The following is a 24751-nucleotide window of genomic DNA, read 5'->3' on the forward strand; positions in this document are numbered from 1 at the left end:
AGGACACCTCACGTGCCCCTCGCGTCCACCGGCGAGCTGGTCACCGCAGCCGCCGAAACCAGATCCGCCGTCGCCGCGTTCAACGTCATCACCCTGGAGCACGTCGAGGCCGTCATCGCCGGCGCCGAGTCGGCCGGCGCGCCCGTCGTGCTCCAGGTCAGCGAGAACGCCGTCAAATTCCGCTACGGGCGGCTGCTGCCGCTGGCCAGGGCCGCCGTCGCCGCCGCCGAACGCGCCGCCGTTCCCGTCGCGTTGCACCTGGACCATGTGCAGAGCGACCACCTGCTGCGCCAGGCGCCCGACGCCGGGTTCAGCTCGGTGATGTACGACGCGGCCCGGCTGCCGTACGCCGACAACCTCTCCGCCACCCGGACCGCCGCCGACTGGGCTCATTCCCAAGGGCTGTGGATCGAGGCCGAGTTGGGCCAGATCGGCGGCAAGGACGGCAGGCTCCCGCTGGACGCCCACGCGCCCGGCGCCCGCACCGATCCGGACCAGGCCCGCGACTTCGTGGCGGGCGCCGGGGTGGACGCGCTCGCCGTCGCCGTCGGCAGCGTGCACGCGATGACCACCCGCACCGCCACCCTCGACCACGGCCTGCTCGAACGACTGTCCGCCGCCCTGCCCGTCCCCCTCGTGCTGCACGGCTCCTCCGGGGTTCCGGACGACGGCCTGATCGCGGCGGTCACCGGCGGCATCGCCAAGGTCAACGTCGGCACGGCGCTCAATGTGGCCATGACCGGCGCGATCCGGGACTTCCTCGCGGCTCACCCGGAGGCCGTCGACTCGCGCAAGTACCTCAGCGTGGGGCGGGAGGCGATGGCCGACGAGGTACGCCGGATCATCGGGGTCCTCTCCCGGACGGCCTAGGCCTTCTTGACGGCCCTCAGCACCACGAACTTCGGGTCGGAGGCCACCAGTTCGCTGTTCCCGAACAACCGCCTCAGCTTCACGTGATACCCGAGGTGCCGGTTCCCGATCACCCACAGCTCACCCCCCGGCCGCAGCGCGCGCCGCGCCCCCGTGAACATCCGCCACGCCGTCGCGTCGGTCGTGGCCTGGTGGGAGTGGAAGGGCGGGTTGTTCAGGACCAGGTCCACGCTGCCCGGCGCCACCCCGGCCAGCCCGTCGCCGACGCGGAACTCAGCATGTCCCGGCACCCCGTTGGCCTTGTAGGTGGCCTCCGCCGAGGCCACGGCCTGGAAGGACTCGTCCACGAACAGCACCTCGGCCGACGGATCGGCGAGCGCCACCGCCGTACCGACCACGCCGTTGCCGCACCCGAGGTCCACCACGCGGCCCGCGCCCGGACCGGGCAGGTGCTGCAGGAAGAAGCGGGTGCCGATGTCGAGGCGGTCGGCGCAGAAGACGCCGGCGTGGTTGACGACCGGGCGCCCGGAGACCGCCCCGACGCCGTCCGGAAGGACATAGCTGTACGGCCATGGGTTCGCCGGCCGCTCCAGGGCCGGGTCCGGGGTGCAGAAGATCAGCCGGGCCTTCTGCTGTGCCAGAGAGGTCCGGGTCGGTCCGAGGATCCGCTCGAACAGCTGCAGCGTGGAGGTGTGGATCTCCTTCACCATCCCGGTGCCCACGACCACCGTGCCGGCGTGCACGGCGCGCGCCAGACGCAGCAGCTGGTCCTCCAGCAGCGCCAGGCTCTTCGGCACCCGCACCAGCAGCACGTCCACCCGCTGCGGCGGCGGATCCTGGGTGGTCAGCAACTGGACGGCACCCGGCTCGACACCGGCCCGCGCAAGATTCGCCCGGGTCGCCTCCTGGCTCAGGAAGGAGTCGGTGATCTGCGCCGGCCGGTGCTGCGCGAGCGCCGTGGCCAGCGCGCCCCAGCGGTCCCCGACCACCACGATCGAGCCGGTGAGCGGCACCCCCTCCTCGGCCAGGTGGCGCAGCAGGTACGCGTCGGAGGCGTCCCAGGCGCGCAGCCGGTCGCGGGGATCGTCGGGGAAGCGGGACAGCTCGACCTCGCCCCACGGTGTCGTCATTCGGTCGCTCATCGTGCCTCCCAGGCTAGCGGAGCCGCAGCTCAGAGCTGCTGGGGCGGCCCTGCGGCAAGATGGAGCGTGTGGACGCGGAGCTGTTTCCCAGGGAGCGCGCTCAGGTCGCGCCGGGCGCCGTGCACGTCCCGGACTGGCTGGACGCGGGCCGCCAGCGCGAGCTGCTCGCCGCCTGCCGGGACTGGGCGCGGCCGCCGGCCGGACTGCGCACCGTCCGCACCCCGGGCGGCGGCACGATGACCGCCCGACAGGTCTGCCTCGGCCGGCACTGGGGTGTCGTGCGCAGGTGCCCGAACTGCGGGCGGGCCGTACGGGACAACCCCGACTGCCCCGGCCGGCACGCGTACCCGTACGCCTACGCCCGTACGGCCGTCGACGGCGACGGCGCCCCCGTGAAGCCGTTCCCGGCCTGGTTCGGCGAGCTCGGCCGCCGCGCCGCCGTCGCCGCGCTGGGCCCCCAGGAGCCGTACGCGTACGACATCGCACTGATCAACTTCTACGACGGCGACGCCCGCATGGGCATGCACCGCGACAGCGACGAGAAGGCGGACGCGCCGGTGGTCTCCCTGAGCCTGGGCGACACATGCGTGTTCCGCTTCGGCAACACCGAGACGCGCGCGAAGCCGTACACGGACGTGGAGCTTCGCAGCGGCGACCTGTTCGTCTTCGGCGGACCCTCCCGGCTCGCCTACCACGGGGTTCCGCGGGTGCACGGCGGCACCGCGCCGACCGAGTTGGGGCTGTCCGGACGTCTGAACATCACGCTTCGGGTCAGCGGCCTGTAGGCCGCCGCACCTGCGGATCATGGGAGACTCGCCCTCATGAGCGGCAAGGCGGATCCCCGGACGGCGGGGGAGAGGAACACCTCCAGGGCGCGGCTGGACCGAGGGCGCGGAGCGCTCGGGCCCGCGCTGGAGCTGGTGCACACCGGGCGGGCCCCCACCCGGGCCGTGCTCACCGCGGAACTCGGGGTCACCCGGGCGACCGCCGGTGCGGTGGCCGCCGAGCTGGAGGCGCTCGGACTGATCCGGGTGGACGCCCGGCCGGGCGCCGCGGCCGGTTCGCAGGGCCGCCCCTCGCACCGGCTGGAGGTCGCCGAGGACGGCCCGGTGGCGCTCGCCGCGCAGGTGCACGCCGACGGCTTCCGGGCCGCGCTGGTCGGCCTCGGCGGGCGGATCGTGGCGACCGCGCCCGGCTGCGAGACCGTCGACGCCGACCCGGCGAAGGTGCTCGGCTCGGTCGTGGAGGCGGGCGCGGAGCTGCTGCGCACGACCGGCCGCCGCTGTGTCGGCGCCGGACTCGCCGTACCGTCCGCCGTGGCCGAACCCGACGGGCTCGCCCTCAACCCCTTGCACCTGGCCTGGCCGGTCGGCGCTCCCGTCCGGCGGATCTTCACGGAGTGCGTGCGCGCGGCGGGCATCACCGGGCCTGCCTTCGCCGGCAACGACGTCAACCTCGCCGCGCTCGCCGAGCACCGGCACGGCGCCGGCCGCGGCGCCCGGGACCTGCTGTGCGTGGCCACCGGACACCGCGGCGTCGGCGGCGCCCTCGTGCTGGACGGCCGTCTGCACACGGGAAGTTCGGGGCTCGCCCTGGAGGTCGGCCATCTCACCGTCAACCCGGAGGGCCGGCCCTGCCACTGCGGCAGCCGCGGCTGTCTGGACGTGGAGGCCGACCCGCTGGCCCTGCTGGCCGAGGCCGGCCGCGAGCCGGGCCCCGAGCTGTCGTTGCTCCAGCAGGCCAACGACCTGCTGGACACCCAGTACGACGACCCTGCCGTCCGCAGGGCCGCCGAGGCCCTGATCGACCGTCTGGGCCTGGGTCTGGCCGGCCTGGTCAACATCCTCAACCCCGACCGCATCATCCTCGGCGGCCTGCACCGCACCCTCCTGGACGCCGACCCCGGCCGGCTTCGCGCGGTCGTCGCCGACCGCAGCCTGTGGGGTCAGAGCGGCGGCGTGCCGATCCTTCCGTGCACCCTGGACCACAACAGCCTGGTCGGCGCTGCCGAACTGGCCTGGCAACCGGTCCTGGACGACCCGCTGGGGGCGCTGCGCTGACGGGGGTCCTGGTCGCCTCGGGTGACTTGGCCGTCACCCGGTGGCGGCGCTCGGCACCTCGGCCGGGCGGGACCGCAGCGCCGAGCGGACTGCCGGCGGCGCCGGGAGCCCCGCGCACCCGAACACGGCGCCCATACAGATCCAGCCCGGCCCACCCCGGGTGAGACAGAGCCAGGCCAGGACGGACGGTGGCGCGACGCCGACCAGGCCGCTGCCGAGGTGGAAGGCGCCGGAGTACTGGCCTGGGGCGCCGGAGCGACGCCGACCCCGAGCAGCCGGTCCTGACCGCGCCGAGGCCCATGCCGAGGCCGACCTGCGCCGCCGCAGGCCCACGGAGCGGGTGAAGTAGACGGCGGCCGTCAGCGTGGACACGCTCGGTCGCCGGAGCGGGAACCGTCCGGAGGGACAGGCATCGATGCGATCGGGCCACGCCTCTCCGCTCACGTCCAGTCGGCCGCGAACGCCCGTCCCGGATGCTCGGTGAGGATGCGGTCCACCAGGTCCGCGCCCAGCGCAGCGTCCAGCCGGGGCCGCAGCCGGCGCAGCAGGTACGGCATCCCGGGCCCGCCGTCGACCGAGCGGGCCCCGGCGACCACCGTGTCGCCGCCGAGCAGCAGCCGGTCACCGAAGCCGGCGTCCGCCAGCGCCCGTACCGCCTCCGGCATCTGCCAGTCGGTGGCGTGATGGGCGCGGGACGGCCCGTCGAAGGCCAGCCAGCAGCCGGACTCGGCGGCCTGCCGGTGCACCACCGGGTCGGGGAAGCGGTTCAGATGGCCCAGGATCACCCGCTCGCCGGGCACCCTCAACTCGCCGCACAGCAGGTCGAGTACGTCCGGCGCGCCGGTGCCCAGCTCCAGGTGCACGGCGATGGGTGCGCCGGTGGCGTGGTGCGCCTCGGCCGCGGCCGTCATGGTGCGGCGGGCGTGCGCGTCGAGCGCGTGGAAACCGCCCGCCACCTTGATCAGCCCGGCCCGCACCCCGCTCGTGCCGATGCCGCCGGTCAGCTCGGACACGAACAGCTCGGTGAGGCCGTCGGCGCGCAGCCTGCCGAGCAACTCGGAGTCGTAGTGCGCCGCTTGGTGCAGGCCCGTGGCGCAGACCAGCCGCACACCCGTGTCCCGGGACAGCTCCGGCAGGTCCGCCGCCCGCCGTCCCATGCCGTACGGCGTCCACTGCACGACGGCCGCTCCGCCCGCCGCCCGGAACGCGGCCAGCTCGGCCCGCGCGGCCGACAGGTCGTTCAGCTCCTGGCCCGGCAACCGCGGGCTGCGCAGGAACAGATGGTCGTGCGCGTCGCACACGCCCAGCTCATCGGGCCGTATGTCGCCGAGGACCGTGCGGACGCGGCTCACCACTGCCGCCCGCGCGGCAGCCGGTCACGGCCGGGCGCGGACAGGTGCAGCACCTGGTAGAGGTCTCCGTCGGCCTTGGGCGTGTCGTGCTCCCAGAGCGAGAAGTGGACCAGCTCCCACGCGCGCGTGTCCACGGCCGCCGCGGCGAGGACCGCGCCGTCCTCCGCCGCCAGCCGCCCGGTCTCGGCCGCCGCGTCCGCCATGAACGCGGCCAACTCCACGCCTTCCGGCACCGGTTGCCGCCGCCGCACGGCGAACGCGGGCGCCGCCCCGGTCGCGGTGCCCTCCTCGAACGCCAGCCCCGTCCACTGCCGGATCGCCGGCCGCCCGAAGTCGTCGACGGGCCCCTGGAAGGTTCCTCCCCACAGGAAGCTGTTCATGCCCTCCATGGTGTTCCAGAGGTAGAACGGCCCGTACTGGTTCACCGGCGAGCCGTGCACCCCGCGCTCGCGCAGCACATACGTCTTGATGCCAAGGCCGTCCCAGTCGTCCAGCAGATGCGCGACACGGGCGACGCGGGAGCGGATGACGCCCATGTCGTAGTCGGCGGGAAGGGCGAACTCGTACTGCATGGCGTGCATCTCGCGCATCCCTTTCTCAGGCGGGGTAGTCGGCCACGTGCGCGTGCCACTCGGTCGTCGTGCCGTTCTCGGCGGCCTCCACGACCGCGAGATGGGTCATGAAGGTGCGCGGCGCGGCGCCGTGCCAGTGCCATTCGTCCGGCTCGATCCACACCGTGTCGCCCGCGCGGATCGCCTCCACCGCACCGCCTTTGCGCTGCACCAGACCCTCGCCCTCCAGCACGTGCAGCACCTGCCCGTTCGGATGCCGGTGCCAGGCCGTGTGGGCGCCCGGAGCGAAGTGGACGTTGAACATGCGCAGCCGCGAGGGGGCGGCCGGGGCGGCTATCTCGTCCAGCCAGACCGTGCCGGTGAAGTTCTCCGCCGGGCCCTGCCTGGTGTCGGGACGCCGTCTGGTGATGTGCATGTGACTCAGGTCTCCTGTCCGGGGGTTCGGGGTGCGAGCAGGGAGAGCAGACCGCGCACCCCGGCGTCGAAAGCGGCGGGGGAGCCGGAGGCGCGGGCGAGGACATAGCCGCCCTGCACGGTCGCGAGGACGGCCGCGCCGATCTCCTCGCCGTCCAGCGAGGGTGCGAACTGCCCCTGCCGCTTGCCCTCTTCGACGATCCCGGCGATCCGCTTCCGGACCCACGCGATCGTCTCGTCCACCGGCGCGCGCAGCTCTTCGCTGGCGATGATGTCCGGGTCCATGGTCAGCCGCCCGACCGGGCAGCCGCGCAGCACGTCACGCTCGCGCAGCAGATACGCCTCGATGCGCTCGTACGGCGTGCCCGGACCGCCCAGGACCCGCTCGGCGGCGGCGCGCAGTTCCTCCGCGGTTCGCCGGATCGCCGCCAGGGCGAGGTCCGGCTTGCCCTTGAAGTGGTGGTACATGCTGCCCTGGCCGGCACCCGCGCGCTCCAGGATCGCCTTGGGGCTCGTGCCCACGTACCCGCGCTCCCACAGCAGCTCACGGGTGGACTCGATCAGTCGTTCCGAGGTGCTCATGCGATCACTGTACATACTAGTAGTTACAGTCCGCCAGCCCCAGAAGCTGCCCAGAGGCTCTCGAACTCTCCAGGGGCTCCTCGGGGAGCAGTCCGCCGCCCCTGTCGTACTCCCCGGGAGGTACCCGCACTGCCGCCGGCCGCACGACGACCCGGACCCCCTCCCGGAGGGACTCTCGTGGCGTCCCCAAGGACCGGGGACCTGGCAACCGACGAGGGAGATGACCCGAGATGCAGACCCTGGCCGACTGGGGCGGCGGCGGACCCGGCCCCTGGATCCTGTTCTTCCCGCTGATCTGGGCGGCCGTCGTGATCGGCGCCGTCACCTTCCTGCGCCGCACCGGTTGGCGCGGACGCGGCGGCCCCTGGCGGCCCATGGACGGCTCACGCCCCGCGGGTGACTCGCCGCTCGCGGTCCTCGGCCGCCGCTTCGCCTCTGGCGAGATCGACGAGGACGAGTACTGGCGCCGCCTGTCCGTCCTGGAGGAGCACTTCGGCCGTGCGGGCAAGGGAGGCGCTGCATGACCACGACCGCACTGCGGGCCGCGGCCCGTGTGGTGGACGCGGTGAAGGTGTACGGCGGTGGCGACACCGCCGTACGCGCCCTGGACGGTGTCGACGTCTCCTTCCCCGCCGGACGCTTCACCGCGATCATGGGCCCCTCGGGCTCCGGCAAGTCCACCCTCATGCACTGCGCGGCCGGCCTCGACACGCTCACCTCCGGCGCCGCCTACATCGGGGACACCGAACTCGGCGCGCTGGACGACCGCCGCCTGACCCTGCTGCGCCGCGACCGGGTCGGCTTCGTGTTCCAGGCCTTCAACCTGGTGCCCACGCTGACCGTCGCGGAGAACATCACCCTGCCCCTGGACCTGGCAGGGCGGCGCGGCGACCCGGAGTGGATCGACGCGCTCGTCGACGTCGTCGGGCTGCGCGACCGGCTGCACCACCGGCCCTCGGAGCTTTCCGGCGGCCAGCAGCAACGCGTCGCGGTGGCACGGGCGTTCGCCGGGCGGCCCGATGTGGTCTTCGCCGACGAGCCGACCGGCAACCTCGACTCCCGCTCCGGCGCGGAGGTTCTCGGCCTGCTCGGCTCCGCCGTGCGGGAGATGGACCGTACGGTCGTCATGGTCACGCACGACCCGGTGGCCGCCGCGCACGCCGACGAGGTGCTCTTCCTCGCCGACGGGCGCCTGGTCGACCGGATGGAGTCGCCGACACCCGAAAAGGTGCTGGACCGCATGAAGGCCTTCGAGGTGCGGTCATGAACGCCTCGCTGCGGCTCAGCCTCACGTCCTTGCGGGCGCACCGGCGCCGGTTCGCCGGCACCTTCCTCGCCGTGTTCCTCGGTGTCGCCTTCCTGACCGGCACCCTCGTCATGGGCGACACGCTGCGCGCCAGCTTCGACAGCATGTTCGGCGAGGCCACCAGCGGTACGGACGCCGTCGTACGCGGTGCCGACGCCATCACCACCCCCGGCGAGGCCCGGGGCGTACGGCGGCCCGTGGACACCTCGCTGGTGAAGACCGTCGAGCGGGTCCCCGGCGTGGCCGCCGCGGCCCCGAACATCCAGGGCGCCGGCCAGCTCGTCGGCTCCGACGGGAAGCCGGTCGGCGGTCAGGGGCCGCCCACGATCGCCGGCAACTGGATCACCGACCCGCGGCTCAACCCCTACCGGCTCGCCGACGGCCGTGTTCCCGCCAGGCCGGGCGAGGTCGTGGTGAACCGGGGTGCCGCGAAGAAGGGCGGTCTGAAGATCGGTGACACCACGACCCTGCGCACCCCGGACCCCGTGAAGGTCACCGTCGTCGGGCTCGCCACCTTCGGCGGCCAGGACGGCATGGCCCAGGTGACGTTCACCGGCATGACCCGGGCCGACGCCGAGAAGTACCTCACCGCGCGGCCCGGCCAGGCGGCGTCCATCGCGGTGCGGGCCGAACCCGGAGTGAGCCAGCAGGACCTGGTCCGGCGGCTGACTCCGGTGCTGCCCAAGGGAGTCGAGGCCATCACCGGTCAGCAGTCCGCGCAGGAGAACACCGACATGATCTCCAGCCAGTTCCTGACCATCTTCACCACCTTCCTGCTGGTCTTCTCCGGTGTCGCCCTGCTCGTCGCCACCTTCTCCATCCACAACACGTTCGCGATCGTGGTCGCCCAACGCACCCGTGAGAACGCCCTGTTGCGTGCCCTCGGCGCGGCCCGCCGCCAGGTGACCGCCGCCGCCCTCGCCGAGGCCTGCCTCGTCGCGCTCACCGCGTCCCTCACCGGACTCGCGGGCGGCATCGGTATCGCCGCAGGGCTCCAGGCGCTGTTCCCGGCGATCGGATTCCCGTTCCCCGACGGTGACCTGGTGATCAAGACCCTGTCGATGGTGCTGCCGCTCGCGGTGGGGATCGTGGTCTGTCTGGGCTCCGCGCTCCTGCCGGCCCGGCGCGCCGGACGGACGGCGCCGCTCGCCGCCCTGCGCGAGACGGCCGTCGACACCTCCGGTGCCTCCCGCGTCCGGGCGATCACCGGAGGTGTGCTCGGCGCGCTGGCGCTCGCCACGACCCTGACCGGCGTCCTCGTCTCCCCGTCCGTGTGGCTGGCGGGAGTCGGCGCACTGCTCGCCCTGGCGGCCTTCGTCGTCCTCGGCCCGGTTGCCGCCACCACGGCCGTACGGCTGCTCGGCGGCCCCCTGGACCGACTGCGCGGGGTCACCGGCTCCCTGGCCCGGCGCAACGCCCTGCGCAGCCCGAAGCGGACGGCGGCCACCGCGAGCGCGCTGATGATCGGGGTGGCCGTCGTGTCTCTGTTCACCGTCTTCGGGGCCTCGCTGAAGGCCACGATGGACCAGACGGTGTCCCGGTCCTTCGCCGGTGACATCGCCGTCAGCAGCCCGTCCTTCGGCGCGGGCGGCAGCGGACTCAGCCCCCGGCTGGCCCCCGCACTCCAGCGGCTTCCCCAGGTGGACACCGCCGTCGGCCTCGGCCGCGGGGTCGCCGAAGTCAACGGCAGGGGAAGGGCGTTGACCGTCACGGATCCGGCCGCGCTCGCCCGCACCTTCGACCTCGGCACGGTCACCGGCTCCCTGCGGGACCTCGGCACCGACGGCATCGCCCTCACCCGGAAGGAGGCCGACCGGCAGCATCTGCGCACCGGCGACAGGGCCAGGCTGACCTTCACCGACGGCAGGAGCGAGAACTTCACCGTCCGGGCCGTGTACGGCCAGTCCGAACTGGCCGGCGACTATGTCATCACCCGCGCCGCCTGGGCCCCGCACCGCACCCAGGACGCGGACACCCTGATCGCCGTCACCTTCAAGCACGGGGTGAGCGCCGACGCCGGCAAGGCGGCGGTGAAGAAGGTCGCCGCACAGTACGGCAATCCGTCCGTGCAGACCCGGGACGAGTACGCCCAGTCCTCGGCGGGCGGCATCGACATGATGCTCACCCTCGTCTACGCGCTGCTCGCCCTCGCGGTGGTCATCGCCCTGCTCGGCATCGCCAACACGCTGACCCTCGCGCTGCACGAACGCACCCGGGAACTCGGCCTGCTGCGGGCCGTCGGCCAGACCCGCGCCCAGTTGCGGGCCATGGTCCGCTGGGAGTCGGTCCTGGTCGCCGCGTTCGGCACGGTGGGCGGTCTCGGGCTCGGCGCCTTCCTGGGCTGGGTGCTGGTGAAGGCGTCCGACGGCGCGAGCGACACCGCGTTCGCCTTCGCCCTGCCGCCCGCCCGGCTCGCGGTGGTGGCCCTGGTCGGCCTCACCGCAGGCGCGCTGGCCGGCCTGCGCCCGGCGCGGCGGGCGGCCCGGCTGGACGTGCTGCGGGCCATCGCGACGGAGTGACTGCGTCGCGTCGGCCGGGGCGCCCAGCCGTTGGGTCGGTTCGGACCGTGGGCGGGTGCGGGTGCGGGTGCGGGTGCGGGTGGGTGGTGGGCTGGTCGCGCCCGCGCGGCGAAGCCGCATATCGACACAGCCCCGCGCCCCCGGGGAGTTGCGGCCGACCGCACCAAGATGCGCACCGTGGCTGCGCCGCCGCGTCGCGTCGGCCGGGGCGCGCCCACCCGCCGGGCCGGTTCGGACCGTTCGCGACTGCGGGTGCGCGGGGGTGCTTGCGCCTACGCGTCGGGCCGTGCGAAACCGTTCGCGACTGCGGGTGCGCGGTGGGCTGGTCGCGCAGTTCCCCGCGCCCCTGAGGGAGCTGTGGTTGCCGCCTGCCTGAGACAGGCCGTGGCTGCGGGCGGTCGGCCCATCAGGTGTGGCCGGCCGCAACTCCCCAGGGGCGCGGGGAACTGCGCGACTGGCCACAACGTACCCGCACCCGCGCACGGTCCGAACCGACCGGGCGGTGGGCGCACTGCCGCGAGGCCGGAGGCCCCGTCACCGCCCGGTCAGCCGGGAACGGCCGACCGGGCGGGAGCCTGCGCTCCGGCGGGAGCTTCGGCACTCAACGCGACCCCGGCGCCGACAGGTGTCCCCGCCGGTGCCTTGGCCGCCGCGCCGACGCGGACGGGTTCCGGCGCCGGCCGCACCTCGGCGGCACGGCGCGGGGCATGGGCCGGATACGGCCGTACCACCGCCGGGGCCGGCAGCGTGAACCAGACGACCTTGCCGTTCTCGCCGTCCGGCCGGGCGCCCCAGCTCTCGCTCACCGCCGCCACCATCGCCAGCCCGCGCCCGCAGGTGGCCAGCGGGCCACCGTCCGACAGGTCCGCGACGTCGGCCGGCACCGGAAGCCGTGGGTCGTTGTCGCGCACCGAGACCGTGAGGCGGTCCGGCGCCAGCTCCAGCTCGACCGTGCACGACTTGTCGGGCCTGGCATGCCGGTGGACGTTGCTGAGCAGCTCCGTCACACCGAGCGCGGCCCGGTCTATCAACGCGTCCATGTGCCAGTAGCGCAACTGCGCAGATACGATTCTGCGGACCTGGCCGATCCGCGACGGCAGGGCTTGGAGCTCCACCGTGCAGTGCCTGCTTGGGTGACTGATCACGGCTGCGACTCCCCGATGTAGAGGTTCGAAAGAACCGGAAGAACACGGAGAACAACGGATCCAGCAGGGTGCTTGCGTCCAAACGTCCGCCTGCTGCATGGCCGGCGGGCTGGTTCGCAGCGTTATCGCCGGTAAACCCAGAGTGACGTGAGACCAGCGTGACGCAGGGGATGCGGTCCCGCAACTCGCCGCGACGGACCGCTGCTCGGAGTAACACGACCGGCCTGCTCCCCGGCCGGCGGCCGTACGGCTGTCAGCCGCCGCGTCCGGCGGCCCGGCGCACCGCCTCGATGAACCGCCGTGCCGCGGGGGGACCCGGCTCGCCCGGGGCGGGGTCGTGCTCGCCCAGCGTCAGCAGGTACCGCTTGCCGTTGAGGTCGGCCAACGCCTTGTCGTCCGGCCGGAACCACGGCCTGGACGCGCGCACCGCCTGCACCGGCGCACTGTCGATCTCGCTGCCGTAGCTGGTGAGCAACTCCAGCCTGCCGTCGTTGATCCGGACCTGACCGGCCCGGGTGAGCGAACGCAGCCGCTTGCCGATCCGCACGCCCGTGGCTGTGAACTCCGGCTCCGCCATCCTTCGCCGCCCCCTTGCCCGTGTGCTTCCGCGATCCAGTGTGCGCTCGCGTCCGGTCCAGTGTGCGCCCGCGCCCGACGGCGGCGTGCGCCTGCGTTCGGGACGATCGTCCCCTGGCGTGCAGTCTGCCCCGATGCGGCCGGGAGCACCAGTACGTGCGTGGCGCCCGCGAAAGCCGCCCGGAGCACTCCCGCCAATGCGCCCCCGGATGCCTCGTGCGCCTGTGCCCCAGGGCGGCTTTGGGTCGCTCAAAGATGCGTTTATGCAGGTGGGAAGCGGTGTGAAAGATGCCTATGCTCAAGGTGCCGGCCGCGCGAGGCGTCGTCGGCGCCCAGCCTAAGGAGCACCGCCGTGAGCACCACCGACCAGACCCGGACCGGCGCCACCCTCGACGTCGACCGCAGCGACGCCGCCTACCGCGACTGGCTGAAAGAGGCCGTCCGCAAGGTCCAGGCGGACGCCAACCGATCGGCGGACACGCACCTGCTGCGCTTCCCCCTCCCCGAGCAGTGGGGCATCGACCTCTACCTCAAGGACGAGTCGACGCACCCCACCGGAAGCCTCAAGCACCGCCTCGCCCGCTCCCTCTTCCTCTACGGCCTCTGCAATGGCTGGATCCGACCCGGCCGCCCGGTCATCGAGGCCTCCAGCGGCTCCACGGCCGTCTCCGAGGCCTACTTCGCCAAGCTGATCGGCGTGCCCTTCATCGCGGTCATGCCGCGCACGACCAGCGCCGAGAAGTGCCGCCTCATCGAGTTCCACGGCGGACGGTGCCACTTCGTGGACGACTCGCGGAAGATGTACGAGGAGTCCGCCCGCCTCGCGGTGGAGACCGGCGGCCACTACATGGACCAGTTCACCTACGCCGAGCGGGCCACCGACTGGCGCGGCAACAACAACATCGCCGAATCGATCTTCCGCCAACTGGAGTTGGAGCGCTTCCCGGAGCCCGCCTGGATCGTCGCCACGGCCGGCACCGGCGGCACCTCCGCGACCCTCGCCCGCTATGTCCACTACATGCAGTACGACACCCGTATCTGCGTCGCCGACCCGGACAACTCCTGCTTCTTCGAGGGCTGGACCACCGGCGATCCGGACGTCACCTGCGACTGCGGCTCCCGGATCGAGGGCATCGGCCGGCCGCGCATGGAGCCGAGCTTCGTGCCCGGGGCGATCGACCGGATGATGAAGGTCCCGGACGCGGCCAGCGTCGCCGCCGTACGGGCCCTGGAGCGGGCCATCGGCCGCAAGGCGGGCGGCTCCACGGGCACCGGGCTGTGGAGCGCGCTGAAGATCGTCTCCGAGATGGTGGCCGAGGGTCGCCGGGGCAGCGTCGTCACCCTGCTGTGCGATCCGGGCGACCGCTACCTCGACAAGTACTACTCCGACGCCTGGCTCGCCGGGCAGGGCCTGGACATCGCGCCGTACACCGCAGCGATCGAGACCCTGCTGGCCACGGGCGTGTGGCCGGACTGAGCCGGTCCCCGTCCCTTCGGCGGCCGGTGCCCAACGGGCGGGTGACGGGGTTGTGAGGGTTTGGTGACGTCTCAATTGGCGTTCTGGGCAAGTCGATTGTGTCTGTGTGACTGATAAGATCATCCCACTTTTCGGTGGGCTGACGGCGTGTCATGAACGCGTACGGGGGGACAGTCTCAAAGGCACCATCGCGCTCGCACGATTCCGGCGCGATGCGACTTGAAGAGAGTCTCATGACGTCATTGACCACGGATCCACTGCTGTGGATCTTGCTGGTGGTGCTCGTCGCTGCGGTCGTCGCAGTGATGCGGGCCCGGAGAACCAATATGGCGCTCCGAAGAACGAGAAAGGACCTCGAGGCAGGACTGGGACAGGCCCGCGGCGACGTCGGGCAGCTCCACACGCACATCGCCGCGCTGACCGCACAGCATCAGCGTGACCTCGCCGACGTACGGGCCGACGCGGAGGCGTCGACCAAGGCGGTGCTGAAGTCCGCTATGGGCACGCTCCAGTCGCTCGCCGAGGAACAGCAGGTCCTCCTGGACAGCCTGCTGAAGAAGTACGGCGACACCACGGAGGTCCTGGCCGACCTGATGACGGTCGACCACACCGGCAGCCAGTTCGGCCGCCGGGCCAAGGGCATCTCCGTCCTGTGCGGCGGATGGCTGGGCAGGCGTGACGGCGCGGCGACCGTCTACGACGTCGCCCGCAGCGCCCAGGGCAGGATCAAGGACTTCGACCGGGTCAGCGTCCACTCGCAGGTCAGCATCTCCCTCGTCGGCAAGGCGGTCGAGCCGGTGGCCGTCGTCCTGGCCGAACTGCTGGACAACGCGACGAACTACAGCGCGCCCGGAACGCCCGTCGAGGTCAACATCCAGACCGTGCCGACCGGTGTCTGCTTCATCGTGGACGACGCCGGACTGGGCATGGACCAGGAGACCAAGGACCGGGCGGCGGCCCTGCTCTCCGTGGACGGTCCCGTCGACATCACCGGTCTCGGCGATCCGCCGCGGTTCGGCTTCGCCGTGTGCGGCATGCTCGCCGCCCGCTACGGCTTCGCCGTGTCCGTCGGCTCCGTGTCCCCCTACGGCGGAGTGCGTGCAGTGATTCGTGTGCCCGAAAGTCTCCTCTCGGCCGACACTCCTTCCCCGGCGGCCGATGCCCAGGACACCGCGGCCCCCGAGGCCGCCCCCCAGCGCCTGGCGCCGGTCCCGGTGGTGGGCCCCTCGCACGTGGTGGGAACGACCTCGGGAGGTCTGCCCAAACGCCGGCGGCGCAGCAGCCCCGTCACGGTGGTCCCGGCCCTCGACAGCGCCGGCCAGGAGGAGACTCCCGAGCCGGCCAGCGAGGTGACGGCCTCACGGCTCGGGGCGTTCGCGCGCGGAACCCAGCTCGGGCGGACCACGAACACCACGGAAGGACCTGACAACCAGTGAAGATCGACCTGTCCTGGGTGCTGAACGACGTGCTCGAAGTACGCGGAGCCCGGCACGCGATCCTCGTCTCGGGAGACGGCCTGCTGTTGCAGCGCTCGGACGACATCGCACGCGACGACGCCGAGACGAACGCCGCCGCGATCAGCTCGATGCAGTCGCTGAGCCGAGCCGTCGCGGGGTTCGTGGGAGCGGGGCACGGAATCTGGAAGCAGACGCTGCTGGAGTACGACGGCGGCTGGATCTTCCTGATCGCCGCCGGCCAGGGCTCGTACCTCGCCGTCTCGGCCGCGTTGGACGTCGACATGGAGGCCATGTCCTTCCGCATGCAGAAGACGGTGGCCGCCCTCAGCAAGGCGATGAGTGTGGCACCGCGGTCGGAGAACGGTGCCGGGGTATGACCACGCCCGGCGAAGAGGCCTCCGTCACCAGTGAGTTCGTCCGCTCCTACGTCATCACCGGCGGCCGGAGCCTGCCGGCCGCGGACGACCTGGCGCTGCACACCCTGGTCACCCTGGCTCCCGAGCGGACCCCTCCGCTGGGAGCCGGCCCCGAGGTGATGGCGATCTGGCAGCTGTGCGCGGGCGGCTACCTGTCGGTCGCCGAGGTCGCGGGCCACGTGGGACTGCCGGTGGGGGTGGCCCGGCTGCTGCTGACCGATTTATTCGAGCAGGGCCACCTCCTGCGCCGCGCCGAGCCGCCCCGGGCTCAGAACGTTGACAGAGCGACCCTCGAGAAGGTTCTGAATGGACTCCAATCCCTCATCGGCTGAGACCGCCCCTGGATCCATCTACGTCTCCAGCGCGGTGACCAACGCTGCCAAGATCCTGGTCGTCGGGCATTTCGCCGTGGGCAAGACGACCTTCATCGGCTCGCTGTCGGAGATCACCCCGCTGCGCACCGAGGAGAAGATGACGCAGGCATCCCTCCATGTGGACGACCTCAGGGGCGTGGGCGGCAAGACCACCACCACCGTCGCCCTGGACTTCGGGCGTCTGACGCTCAGCGACGACCTCGTGCTGTACCTGTTCGGCACGCCGGGACAGCAGCGTTTCATGCAGCTGTGGGAGGACATGGCCCGCGGCGCGCTGGGCGCACTGCTGCTGGTCGACCCGGGCCGGCTGGAGGAGACCTTCCCCGTCATCGACCTCGTCGAGCGGTACGGCCTCGAGTACGCCATCGCGGTCAACGGCTTCGATCCGGCCGCGGTCTACGAGGAGGCAGAGGTGCGCGAGGCCCTCGACCTGCTCCCGGACACCCCCGTCGTCTACTGCGACGCCCGCGACCGGCAGTCCTCCGCCCATGCGCTGATCGCGCTCGTCCGTCACCTGCTCACCCGAGCCGCCTGACCCGCCCATCCCCCCGGACCACCAGCCCGGAGCCAGCAGAAGGAACCCCATGGACCGCCAGTCAGTCCCCGCCCCCGCCGGCGCCAGATGCCCCATGCACGACGCCGCGTTCGCCGCCGCCCCCCACCAGGTCTACGACCGGTTGCGCGCCCACGGTCCGGCCGGACCGGTCGAACTCGCCCCCGGAATCGACGCCACCCTGGTCGTCGGGCACGAGACGGCCCTGCGCGTGCTGCAGAACTCCACGCTCTTCGCCCGGGACGCCCGCCGCTGGAAGGCCCTGGGCGAAGGGCACATCCCGCTGGACCACCCGGTGCTGCCGATGATGGCGTACCGGCCCAACTGCCTGTTCACCGACGGCGCCGTGCACCTGCGGCTGCGCAAGGCCGTCACGGACAGCCTCGCCCGGCTCAACATCACCCGGATCCGCCGCGACGTCGAGCCGATCGCCGACTACCTGATCGACCAGTTCTGCGAGCGCGGCCGGGCCGACCTCCTCAACGACTACGCCAAACTGCTGCCGCTGCTGCTGTTCAACAACCTGTTCGGCTGCCCCGCGGACATCGGTGACACCCTCACCAGCGCCATGTCGGCCATCTTCGACGGCAAGGACGCCCTGCGCGCCAACGAGGAACTCACCGCCTGCCTCATGCAGCTGATCGCCCTCAAGCGCCGGCAGCCCGGCGACGACGTCACCTCCTGGCTGATCCAGCACCCCGCGGGGCTGACCGACGAGGAGCTCAAGGACCAGCTGGTCATGCTGATGGGCGCCGGCGTCGAACCCGAGCGCAACCTGATCGGCAACGCCCTGCTCCTGCTGCTGTCACCCGACACCAGCGGACGCGACTCCGGGCTGCTGGTCGAGGAGGCGATCGATCACGTGCTGTGGAACCAGGCGCCCATCGCCAACTACGCCACCCACTACCCGGTCCAGGACGTGGACCTCGGGGGAGTGGTGGCCGAGGCGGGCACACCGGTCGTCATCAGCTTCGCCGCGGCCAACACCGATCCCGCGCTGGACGAGGCCCGCCGGAGGAACAGCAAGGGCGCCCACCTGGCCTGGGGAGCCGGTCCGCACGCATGCCCGGCCAAGGACCCGGCGCAGGTCATCGCCGTCACCGCGATCGAGAAGATCCTCAACGCCCTGCCCGACCTGACGCTGGCCGTCCACGAGAAGGAGCTGGAGTGGCGGCCGGGCCCGTTCCACCGGGCGCTGGTCGCACTGCCCGTGGCCTTCAGCCCGACCCCGGCCACCCATATCGCCGCCGCGCTGCAGGGCCGGACCGTCCCCGCCGCGGGGGAGCAGCCGCTCCCCACGGCTCCGGTCGCCGCCGCCCGTCAGGAGCCGGCCAGGAAGAAGGGCTTCTGGAGCACCTTCCTGGACATCTTCCGGGTCTGATGTGTGACATGCGGCGGTTTGGCGGGAGGCATGTGACAGGAGCAACACTGTCAGGCGCATGATCAGGGAGGGGGGAAGGGTAGGTTCCGGCGGTATCGGTAGCGCCCAGCCACAAAGGAGCTTCGCGTGACCGCCGTTGGCGTCATAAGCGGCACCACCACCGACCGCCGAGCCGTCATCCCTCTCCTTCGCCGGCTGCGTTCAGACGAAGGACAGGCCAACCCCCTCCCCGTCTGGGACGAACTGCGCGCACTGGGTGAGGTGGTGCCCGCTCCCTGGGGTGGGTACTTCGTGACCGGATTCGACGCCTGCAACCAGATCCTGCGCGGCAGGAACTGGCTGGTGCCGGACTTCGCCTGGCAGCAACGCCGACCCGACATGGCGCGCTGGCAGGACCCGGCGACCCAGGAGATGACGCGGACGCTGTCCCGCCTCAACCCGCCCGAGCACTCCGTGCGGCGCCGCGCCCTGGGCAACCTCTTCGACCGCGGCACCCTCGACGCCATGCAGCCGCAGATCGCCGCCCATGTCACCGAGCTCCTGGACCGTCTCGACTTACAGCTGCGCGCCCACGGCGAGGCCGACTTCGTCACCACGGTCGGCGACCGGCTGCCCATCCACACCGTCGGCCACTGGCTGGCCATCCCGGCCGAGCACTACCCGCACATCCTGGACTTCACCCACCGCCAGGTCCACGCCCAGGAACTGATCCCCACCAAGAGCGAACTGGCCGTCTCGGCCCAGGCCACCCTGGAGATGCGGGCCTACTTCACCGGCCTGATCGCCGACCGGCGCGCACACCCCGGCGACGACGTCCTCAGCGGCTGGATCCGCTACTGGGACGCCCAGTACCCCGACGACCGGGCGGCCGCGGACCAGATGCTGTACGACCTGACGATGTTCATCACCATCGCCTCCCTGGAAACCACCGCGACCCTGCTGACCAACGCCGTGTGGTTCCTGACCCAGGACCCCGCCCGGGCCGACTGGCTGCGCCGGCACCCCGAGCACATCGACGACGCGATCGAGGAGGCGCTGCGCTACGACCCGCCGATCCACCTCAACTCACGCTTCGCCGCCGACGACACCGTTCTCGCCGGCGTCCCCATCGCCAAGGACACCACCGTCCACGTCCTGTACGGCGCCGCCAACCACGATCCGCGCCGCAACCCGGACCCCCACCTCTTCGACATCCGCCGCAAGGGCGCCCACCTCACCTTCGGCGGCGGCGTCCACTACTGCCTCGGCTCCGGCCTGGCCCGCCTGGAGGCCCGTCTCCTGCTCACCCAGCTGCTGGAACGATTCCCCACCCTGCGGCCGACCGCGGGTCCGACGCATGCGAGCCGGATGGTCTTCCGGCGCATCACCTCCCTGAAAGTGACCACATGACCGCCCTCCCCCTCACGACCTTCCCGGCCGGTGCCGTACGGCGGACCCTGCGGACCCACCGGGAGGGTGCCGTCCTCACCGTCGAGCTGAACACCCCCGAGCAGGGCAACACGGTCACCGACGCCCTGCTGGACGACCTCCTGGCGGTCCTCCAGGACCAGGACCCGGCGGTCCGCGTGCTCGTGCTCACCGGGAGCGGCGACGACTTCTGCCTCGGCGGGGACCGCGGCGAGTCCGCCCGGCATCTCGCCCTCGACCCCACGGGCGGCGGGATCCGTATGTCGGGAACCAAGGCACGGCGCGTCTGCGAGGCGCTGACCGCGAACCCGGCCGTCACCATCGCACGCGTCCACGGCAAGGCCATCGGGGCGGGCTTCGCCCTCGCGCTCGCCTGCGATCTCCGGGTGGGATCCGAGGACGCGACCTTCCGCCTGCCCGAACTCGCGCTCGGGCTGCCCACCGCATGGGGCGGCCTGCTGCCCCGTCTCATCAACGAGGTCGGTGCCGCCCGCGTGCGCGAGATCGTCCTCACCGGCCGGGCCATCTCCGCGGCGGAGGCCCAGTCCCTGTCCATCCTGCAGAAGGTCGTCCCCGCGCACGAGCTGGACGCGGCCGTCGCCGACTGGGCCAGGCCCATCGTCCGCCGCCCCCAGGCGGCCCTGCGCGTCACCAAGACCCTGCTCAACTCGCTGTCCGCGGCCTCGCGTCTGGCCGATGTCTCCGCACTGGACGCGGAACTGATGGCAGCGGTCGTGACCGAGTCGCAGCACGCCCGCGGCGCCGGCTGATCAGCCGCTCGCCAGGCGCCGGTCCAGGGACGTCACCGCGTCGCGGAAGGCACGCCCGAGGCCCGCCCGGGCCAGCCCGAGGACGAACCGGAACGGCGCCGCCCCGTCCGCGGCGAAGGTCCACTGCACCCGGCTGCCCGCGCCCAGAGGAGTCAGGCGCCACTCCTCGACCAGGGCACGGACGCCCGGTGCGTTGGTGGCGTCGACGCGGTAGGCGTACACCTCGGGCGCCTTCGCCACGAGCACCGTCTCCTCGAACCGCGTCCCGCCCCTGAGCCGGATCTCACGCCCGGCGCCGCCGTCGGTGGCCCGGGCGAGCGTCACCGCCGAGAACCACTGCGTCCAGCCGGGCACGTCCTCCGCGAGCGCGCGGAAGACCTGCTCGGGGGACGCGGAGACCTCCCGGGCGAAGACCAGACGTACGGGCGCGGCCCCGACGAAGCCGAGGTCCACCGGACGCAGACGACGAGCCATGGACGTAACCCCCTTGTGCCACTCCCGCGGAGCGGTCGGCCGGGCGGCCCACCATAGCTGACAGACCCTCAGATGTCTGCGTCGTCCTCCCCGGGCTCGCCCGCCACCACCACCCGCAGGTGCTCGGAGATCTCCGCACGTGCCTCGGCGGGCAGGCCCGCGTCGGTCACCAGCGTGTCCACCTGCTCCAGCGCGGCGAACGAACTCAGGCCCACCGTGCCCCACTTGGTGTGGTCGGCGACCACCACGACCCGGCGCGCGGAGTGCACCAGCCGCCGGTTCGTCTCCGCCTCGGCGAGGTTCGGCGTGGACAGTCCGGCCTCGACCGATATGCCGTGCACACCGAGGAACAGCAGATCGAAGTGGAGGGCGGCGATCGCCTGGTCGGCCACCGGCCCCACCAGCGAGTCCGACGGGGTGCGCACACCGCCGGTCAGCACCACCGTGGCCGCGCCCTGCCGCTGGCCCGAGGTGCGCTGCGCCGCGTGGAAGACGTCCGCGACCCGCACCGAGTTCGTCACGACGGTCAGGTCCGGCACCTCCAGCAGCTGCTGGGCGAGCGCGTACGTCGTCGTACCGCCGGACAGGGCGATCGCCGTGCCCGGGGTGACCAGCTTGGCGGCGGCGCGCGCGATGTCCTCCTTGGCGGTCAGCTCCAGACCCGACTTCGCCTCGAACCCGGGCTCGTGCGTGCTGGCCTCGACCACCGGCACCGCGCCGCCGTGCACCTTCTCCAGCACGCCCTGGCGGGCGAGGGCGTCCAGATCGCGGCGCACCGTCATGTCCGACACGCCGAGCTTGCGGGTCAGTTCGTTGACCCGCACACCGCCCCGGCGCCGGACCTCGTCCAGGATCAGGGCGCGGCGCTGCTCCGCGAGGAGGTTCTGATTCTCACTCACGTACGCTCCGGTCCTTTCGCCGCCATCCGTCCGACACGCCCGGCGCACCGCCCCCGACCAGGAGATTCCGACCGGCCGAAGATGCGCGGGCGTCCCATCTTTTCACGGGTCGGCACCGGTTGCGCCACCACCTGTCACGACGCGCGCATGCCAGATCCGCCCCGGCCGCCCGGGCCACTGTCACACAGATCGGGGAGATTCCGTGACGTGAGGTGTGCGACATCCCCGGACCGGAGATCCTGAAACCCGCATCGGCACAGTGCTTCGGGCGCGTCACGGGGGGTGCGAGAACGGTGGACCGCGCACAGGAACGCCACGGCGAGCGGCAGACGGAGGCCGAGCTGGAGTTGCTGGTGCACGGGGTGGGCGGGACCACTCCCGAGAAGATGCTCGGTGACCCGCGCCCCGTCCGGGTCACCGGTGACGACACGGCCGCGATCTTCCGGCGCGCCGAGGACGCCGGGAACAGGAGAGAGCCACGGGACGGGCCGGTCCAGGAGGCGTATGTCTGGTGCAATCTCACCTCCGGCGACAGCAGCCGCGCCCTGTGGCTGTTGCTGCTGCCGTTCATGGTGGTCAACCTCGCCCACTGGATGCGCCCCGCCGCGGCCGGCCGGCACCGCACGGTCCGCCTGTACGGCCTCCTGGTCCGGCTGGCCGCCCTCACCCTGACCGTGCTGCTGGTGGCCGCCGCCTGCGAGGTGGCCCTGGATCTGGTGGCCTGGCAGTGCGCCGGCGTCCGGTCCTGCGCCCACCGCAACTCCTGGCTGGCCTTCCTCGCACCCCCGGCGTCCACGGGCCCCGGCGGGCACGGCACCTGGTGGAGCCTGCCCGGCCGCCGGCTGGCGCTCGCCGCACTGGTGCCGACCGCGCTGACGGGCCTGCTCTGGTACCTCTCCCGCCGGACCTGGAGCGCGTACGAGTCCCATCGGCCGATGACCCACGACCCCGAGCCGGACACCGACGGCAGCGCGCTGACCAGGCCCGGCTTCTGGTACGGGCGCCGCCTCGTGGCCCGGCTGCGCGCCGCGCACACCGCGGCGGCCCTGCTGACCGTCGCCGCCGCCGTCGCGGCCCCCGCGGTCCGCTTCGACCACCGGCCCGGCGGCTCCGCCGCCCTGGACGTCCTCGGCCGGCTGCTCACCGCGGCCCTGCTGGCCTGGGCGGCGACGGCCGTGGGTGTCGTCTGCTGCCGGGGCCGCAGCGAGAACCGCCTCGACCAGCGGCTCGACCGGCACGTCGTACGGCTCCTGCCGCTCGGCGCGCTCGCCCTGCTGCTGTTCACCGTGGTCTACGCCGGCTGGGCCCGGCCCGGCTGGCGGTCGGCCGGACGGCTGCCGGGCGACCCGGCCTTCGGCGCCCTCATGCTGGCCCAGGGGCTGCTGGTCGTCGCGCTCGCCGTCGTGGCCGGGTGCCTCCACCACCGCAGCCCCGATCCGCGCGCCGGCATGCGGGGCCTGGGCGGACCGGCCGTAGCGCTGCTCGCCTGCGCGCTGGGCGGTGTCATGTCCGGCGGGGTCGCACAGCGCGTCGCGGACTGGCTCGACGGCACCCACGCCGCACTCCCCGGCCCGCCGGTCCTGCTCACCTGGCAGGCGTCCACGATCCCGCCGGCCCTCGTGGTCCTGCTGCTCCTCGCCGTCCGGCTCGGGCTCGGCACCGCCCGGCTGGCCCGCGCCGAACGCGACCGGGTCCGCCACGAGCATCCCGGTGAACCCGAGGACCCGGGCCGTACCCGGGCCATCGCCCACGTCCGCGCCATGGCCACCCTCACCGACCGGGCGCCCCTCATCGTCGCCGTGCTCACCGCCACCACCCTGCTGCTCGGTGCCGCGGCGCTGGCCGGCGCGCTGGCCACCCGGAAGACCCCCGACGGAGCCGCCCGCCGCACCTACGACGCCCTGCAGGCCGTCGCCGAGACCTCGCAGGCGGTGGGCTCCTGGCTGGTCGGCCTCGGCTTCGTGCTCTTCGTGACCTGGGGCAGGCGCGCCTACCGGGACGCCTCGGCGCGGCGCACCATCGGCATCCTCTGGGACGTCGGCACCTTCTGGCCGCGCGCCGCCCACCCCTTCGCGCCACCGTGCTACGCCGAGCGCGCGGTGCCGGACCTGACCTGGCGCATGGCCACCTGGACCCGGCGCACCGGGGGCCGCCTGGTGCTCTCCGGCCATTCCCAGGGCAGTGTCCTGGCCGCGGCCGCCGCCTGGCAGCTGCCCCCGTCCGTCCGCGGCCGGGTCGCGCTGCTGACCTACGGCTCCCCGCTGGAACGTCTCTACGGCCGCTGGTTCCCGGCCCACTTCGGACCGCCCGCGCTCGCCGCCCTGCACCGCGACGTCGCCTGCTGGGGCAACCTCTACCGCGGCACCGACCCCATCGGCGGGCCCGTCCGCGTCCCCGACGACGCCACGCCGGATGTCGACCACGGCCCCCTGCAGGACCCGCTCGCCTACGGCCGCACGCCCGCGCACCCCCTGCCTGCGCCCATCCTCGGCCACTCCGACTACCAGGCGGACCCCGTCTTCTCCCGGGAACGCGCACGTCTGCTGGACCGCCTGCGCCCGGAGCTGCCGGGGCCACGGCCGGAGCCCACGCAGCACCAGGCGGACGCCGGTTAGGCCGTGTGCTCGACGTACTCCAGGACGACCCCGCCCGGGTGCCGCACCGTCGCATTGCGGCCGGTGGGCACCTCGCGCGGGCCGTCCAGGATCTCCCCGCCGTGGGCCGTCACGAGCGCGTGCAGGCCATCCAGGTCGTCCACGAGCACCGTGCTCTGCACGTCCCGGAACGGGGCGAGGGCCTGCTCACTGCCCGCGACCAGCAGGAAGCCGCCGATGCTCGCGACCTCCACAGCGCCGTGCGAGAACCGGGTGCGGACGTCCTGACCCGTCAGCTCGCGCAGTGCGGGCAACGCCCTGTCCAGGTCGTCCACGTAGAGCCGGGCGAGCGTCGTCAGGGCCTTCATCCACATCCTCCAGAAGCTCGTGCGCAAGGCCGGGGTGTCCGGG

The 24751-nt window shown here is 72.9% G+C and carries 26 protein-coding genes; 15 read left to right on the plus strand and 11 right to left on the minus strand.

Going from position 1 to position 24751, the window contains the following annotated elements:
• Positions 1–12: 12 nt before the first annotated feature.
• Entirely contained in the window at positions 13–870 is an 858-nt protein-coding gene (locus ACZ418_RS21785; protein ID WP_468365233.1) for a class II fructose-bisphosphate aldolase, read from the plus strand.
• On the opposite strand, the gene ACZ418_RS21790 is transcribed toward ACZ418_RS21785, so the two are convergent.
• Positions 867–2000: a methyltransferase gene (locus tag ACZ418_RS21790; RefSeq protein ID WP_468365511.1), complete on the minus strand. Its 1134-nt coding sequence runs from the start codon at positions 1998–2000 to the stop codon at positions 867–869. The two genes, ACZ418_RS21785 and ACZ418_RS21790, sit on opposite strands and share 4 nt — an antisense overlap.
• Positions 2001–2080: 80 nt before the next feature.
• Here ACZ418_RS21790 and ACZ418_RS21795 point away from each other — a divergent pair, with 80 nt between their 5' ends.
• Together ACZ418_RS21795 and ACZ418_RS21800 are read left to right on the plus strand one after the other, a co-directional pair.
• Entirely contained in the window at positions 2081–2797 is a 717-nt protein-coding gene (locus ACZ418_RS21795; protein WP_468365236.1) for an alpha-ketoglutarate-dependent dioxygenase AlkB family protein, read from the plus strand.
• A gap of 36 nt (positions 2798–2833) precedes the next feature.
• Positions 2834–4072 (plus strand): ROK family protein, encoded by a 1239-nt coding sequence (locus tag ACZ418_RS21800; protein ID WP_468365238.1) that lies wholly within the window; start codon positions 2834–2836, stop codon positions 4070–4072.
• Positions 4073–4105: 33 nt separating this feature from the next.
• On the opposite strand, the gene ACZ418_RS21805 is transcribed toward ACZ418_RS21800, so the two are convergent.
• The 5 genes from ACZ418_RS21805 to ACZ418_RS21825 form a co-directional block, all read right to left on the minus strand.
• A complete protein-coding gene (locus ACZ418_RS21805; protein ID WP_468365240.1) occupies positions 4106–4444 on the minus strand; it encodes a hypothetical protein in 339 nt (112 codons plus the stop codon).
• A 68-nt stretch (positions 4445–4512) separates the two neighbouring features.
• Positions 4513–5424, minus strand: coding sequence for a phosphotriesterase family protein (locus ACZ418_RS21810; protein WP_468365243.1), 912 nt, complete (start codon positions 5422–5424; stop codon positions 4513–4515).
• The gene (locus tag ACZ418_RS21815) at positions 5421–6005 is read right to left on the minus strand and encodes a DUF4865 family protein (protein ID WP_468365245.1); all 585 of its coding nucleotides are present in this window, start codon (positions 6003–6005) and stop codon (positions 5421–5423) included. The genes ACZ418_RS21810 and ACZ418_RS21815 overlap by 4 nt, the downstream gene beginning before the upstream one ends.
• Before the next feature lie 16 nt (positions 6006–6021).
• Positions 6022–6411, minus strand: a complete 390-nt coding sequence (locus tag ACZ418_RS21820; RefSeq protein WP_468365247.1) for a (R)-mandelonitrile lyase — start codon at positions 6409–6411, stop codon at positions 6022–6024.
• A gap of 5 nt (positions 6412–6416) precedes the next feature.
• On the minus strand, positions 6417–7007 hold the full coding sequence (locus ACZ418_RS21825) for a TetR/AcrR family transcriptional regulator (protein ID WP_468365249.1): 591 nt from the start codon (positions 7005–7007) through the stop codon (positions 6417–6419).
• Positions 7008–7222: 215 nt separating this feature from the next.
• Here ACZ418_RS21825 and ACZ418_RS21830 point away from each other — a divergent pair, with 215 nt between their 5' ends.
• From ACZ418_RS21830 to ACZ418_RS21840, 3 genes are read left to right on the plus strand one after another with little or no spacing between them, the layout of a single operon-like run.
• Positions 7223–7516, plus strand: coding sequence for an SHOCT domain-containing protein (locus tag ACZ418_RS21830; protein WP_468365252.1), 294 nt, complete (start codon positions 7223–7225; stop codon positions 7514–7516).
• Positions 7513–8259, plus strand: coding sequence for an ABC transporter ATP-binding protein (locus ACZ418_RS21835; RefSeq protein WP_468365255.1), 747 nt, complete (start codon positions 7513–7515; stop codon positions 8257–8259). Before ACZ418_RS21830 ends, ACZ418_RS21835 begins: the two co-directional genes overlap by 4 nt.
• The gene (locus ACZ418_RS21840) at positions 8256–10817 is read left to right on the plus strand and encodes an ABC transporter permease (protein WP_468365257.1); all 2562 of its coding nucleotides are present in this window, start codon (positions 8256–8258) and stop codon (positions 10815–10817) included. The genes ACZ418_RS21835 and ACZ418_RS21840 overlap by 4 nt, the downstream gene beginning before the upstream one ends.
• Positions 10818–11362: 545 nt before the next feature.
• Here ACZ418_RS21840 and ACZ418_RS21845 read toward each other — a convergent pair.
• Together ACZ418_RS21845 and ACZ418_RS21850 are read right to left on the minus strand one after the other, a co-directional pair.
• Positions 11363–11962, minus strand: a complete 600-nt coding sequence (locus tag ACZ418_RS21845) for an ATP-binding protein (RefSeq protein WP_468365259.1) — start codon at positions 11960–11962, stop codon at positions 11363–11365.
• 253 nt (positions 11963–12215) lie between these two features.
• The gene (locus ACZ418_RS21850) at positions 12216–12539 is read right to left on the minus strand and encodes a hypothetical protein (RefSeq protein ID WP_153542731.1); all 324 of its coding nucleotides are present in this window, start codon (positions 12537–12539) and stop codon (positions 12216–12218) included.
• 351 nt (positions 12540–12890) lie between these two features.
• On the opposite strand from ACZ418_RS21850, the gene cds1 reads away from it, so the two are divergent.
• The 8 genes from cds1 to ACZ418_RS21890 all read left to right on the plus strand — a co-directional run bounded on the left by cds1 (position 12891) and on the right by ACZ418_RS21890 (position 20373).
• Positions 12891–14015 carry an L-cysteine desulfhydrase Cds1 gene (gene cds1, locus ACZ418_RS21855; protein WP_468365263.1) on the plus strand — a complete coding sequence of 375 codons (1125 nt, stop codon included), beginning with the start codon at positions 12891–12893 and terminating at the stop codon, positions 14013–14015.
• A 233-nt stretch (positions 14016–14248) separates the two neighbouring features.
• Positions 14249–15451: an ATP-binding protein gene (locus ACZ418_RS21860; protein ID WP_468365266.1), complete on the plus strand. Its 1203-nt coding sequence runs from the start codon at positions 14249–14251 to the stop codon at positions 15449–15451.
• Positions 15448–15849, plus strand: a complete 402-nt coding sequence (locus ACZ418_RS21865; protein WP_468365269.1) for a roadblock/LC7 domain-containing protein — start codon at positions 15448–15450, stop codon at positions 15847–15849. The genes ACZ418_RS21860 and ACZ418_RS21865 overlap by 4 nt, the downstream gene beginning before the upstream one ends.
• Positions 15846–16220: a DUF742 domain-containing protein gene (locus ACZ418_RS21870; RefSeq protein WP_365725390.1), complete on the plus strand. Its 375-nt coding sequence runs from the start codon at positions 15846–15848 to the stop codon at positions 16218–16220. The genes ACZ418_RS21865 and ACZ418_RS21870 overlap by 4 nt, the downstream gene beginning before the upstream one ends.
• Positions 16195–16797, plus strand: a complete 603-nt coding sequence (locus tag ACZ418_RS21875) for a GTP-binding protein (protein WP_468365271.1) — start codon at positions 16195–16197, stop codon at positions 16795–16797. Before ACZ418_RS21870 ends, ACZ418_RS21875 begins: the two co-directional genes overlap by 26 nt.
• 94 nt (positions 16798–16891) lie before the next feature.
• Positions 16892–18196 carry a cytochrome P450 family protein gene (locus ACZ418_RS21880; protein ID WP_468365514.1) on the plus strand — a complete coding sequence of 435 codons (1305 nt, stop codon included), beginning with the start codon at positions 16892–16894 and terminating at the stop codon, positions 18194–18196.
• A 126-nt stretch (positions 18197–18322) separates the two neighbouring features.
• The gene (locus ACZ418_RS21885; RefSeq protein WP_468365274.1) at positions 18323–19585 is read left to right on the plus strand and encodes a cytochrome P450; all 1263 of its coding nucleotides are present in this window, start codon (positions 18323–18325) and stop codon (positions 19583–19585) included.
• Complete coding sequence (locus ACZ418_RS21890; protein ID WP_468365276.1) at positions 19582–20373, plus strand: enoyl-CoA hydratase/isomerase family protein; 792 nt, start codon at positions 19582–19584, stop codon at positions 20371–20373. Before ACZ418_RS21885 ends, ACZ418_RS21890 begins: the two co-directional genes overlap by 4 nt.
• On the opposite strand, the gene ACZ418_RS21895 is transcribed toward ACZ418_RS21890, so the two are convergent.
• Complete coding sequence (locus tag ACZ418_RS21895; protein ID WP_468365279.1) at positions 20374–20847, minus strand: SRPBCC family protein; 474 nt, start codon at positions 20845–20847, stop codon at positions 20374–20376.
• A gap of 68 nt (positions 20848–20915) precedes the next feature.
• Positions 20916–21746, minus strand: coding sequence for a DeoR/GlpR family DNA-binding transcription regulator (locus ACZ418_RS21900; RefSeq protein ID WP_055705365.1), 831 nt, complete (start codon positions 21744–21746; stop codon positions 20916–20918).
• A gap of 293 nt (positions 21747–22039) precedes the next feature.
• Here ACZ418_RS21900 and ACZ418_RS21905 point away from each other — a divergent pair, with 293 nt between their 5' ends.
• The gene (locus ACZ418_RS21905) at positions 22040–24361 is read left to right on the plus strand and encodes a hypothetical protein (RefSeq protein ID WP_468365282.1); all 2322 of its coding nucleotides are present in this window, start codon (positions 22040–22042) and stop codon (positions 24359–24361) included.
• On the opposite strand, the gene ACZ418_RS21910 is transcribed toward ACZ418_RS21905, so the two are convergent.
• On the minus strand, positions 24358–24708 hold the full coding sequence (locus ACZ418_RS21910) for a VOC family protein (protein ID WP_468365285.1): 351 nt from the start codon (positions 24706–24708) through the stop codon (positions 24358–24360). The two genes, ACZ418_RS21905 and ACZ418_RS21910, sit on opposite strands and share 4 nt — an antisense overlap.
• Between the last annotated feature and the right edge of the window lie 43 nt (positions 24709–24751).

This window comes from Streptomyces sp. NPDC030820 (assembly GCF_055572075.1).

What these genes read in the sequence shown, in the direction of transcription:
- ACZ418_RS21790 (WP_468365511.1), bottom strand. Translation starts at nt 2,000, where the DNA reads ATGACGACACCGTGGGGCGAGGTCGAGCTGTCCCGCTTCCCCGACGAT.
- ACZ418_RS21800 (WP_468365238.1), top strand. Translation starts at nt 2,834, where the DNA reads ATGAGCGGCAAGGCGGATCCCCGGACGGCGGGGGAGAGGAACACCTCC.
- ACZ418_RS21815 (WP_468365245.1), bottom strand. Translation starts at nt 6,005, where the DNA reads ATGCACGCCATGCAGTACGAGTTCGCCCTTCCCGCCGACTACGACATG.
- ACZ418_RS21820 (WP_468365247.1), bottom strand. Translation starts at nt 6,411, where the DNA reads ATGCACATCACCAGACGGCGTCCCGACACCAGGCAGGGCCCGGCGGAG.
- ACZ418_RS21825 (WP_468365249.1), bottom strand. Translation starts at nt 7,007, where the DNA reads ATGTACAGTGATCGCATGAGCACCTCGGAACGACTGATCGAGTCCACC.
- ACZ418_RS21830 (WP_468365252.1), top strand. Translation starts at nt 7,223, where the DNA reads ATGCAGACCCTGGCCGACTGGGGCGGCGGCGGACCCGGCCCCTGGATC.
- ACZ418_RS21835 (WP_468365255.1), top strand. Translation starts at nt 7,513, where the DNA reads ATGACCACGACCGCACTGCGGGCCGCGGCCCGTGTGGTGGACGCGGTG.
- ACZ418_RS21840 (WP_468365257.1), top strand. Translation starts at nt 8,256, where the DNA reads ATGAACGCCTCGCTGCGGCTCAGCCTCACGTCCTTGCGGGCGCACCGG.
- ACZ418_RS21850 (WP_153542731.1), bottom strand. Translation starts at nt 12,539, where the DNA reads ATGGCGGAGCCGGAGTTCACAGCCACGGGCGTGCGGATCGGCAAGCGG.
- ACZ418_RS21860 (WP_468365266.1), top strand. Translation starts at nt 14,249, where the DNA reads ATGACGTCATTGACCACGGATCCACTGCTGTGGATCTTGCTGGTGGTG.
- ACZ418_RS21870 (WP_365725390.1), top strand. Translation starts at nt 15,846, where the DNA reads ATGACCACGCCCGGCGAAGAGGCCTCCGTCACCAGTGAGTTCGTCCGC.
- ACZ418_RS21875 (WP_468365271.1), top strand. Translation starts at nt 16,195, where the DNA reads ATGGACTCCAATCCCTCATCGGCTGAGACCGCCCCTGGATCCATCTAC.
- ACZ418_RS21880 (WP_468365514.1), top strand. Translation starts at nt 16,892, where the DNA reads ATGCACGACGCCGCGTTCGCCGCCGCCCCCCACCAGGTCTACGACCGG.
- ACZ418_RS21890 (WP_468365276.1), top strand. Translation starts at nt 19,582, where the DNA reads ATGACCGCCCTCCCCCTCACGACCTTCCCGGCCGGTGCCGTACGGCGG.
- ACZ418_RS21895 (WP_468365279.1), bottom strand. Translation starts at nt 20,847, where the DNA reads ATGGCTCGTCGTCTGCGTCCGGTGGACCTCGGCTTCGTCGGGGCCGCG.
- ACZ418_RS21910 (WP_468365285.1), bottom strand. Translation starts at nt 24,708, where the DNA reads ATGAAGGCCCTGACGACGCTCGCCCGGCTCTACGTGGACGACCTGGAC.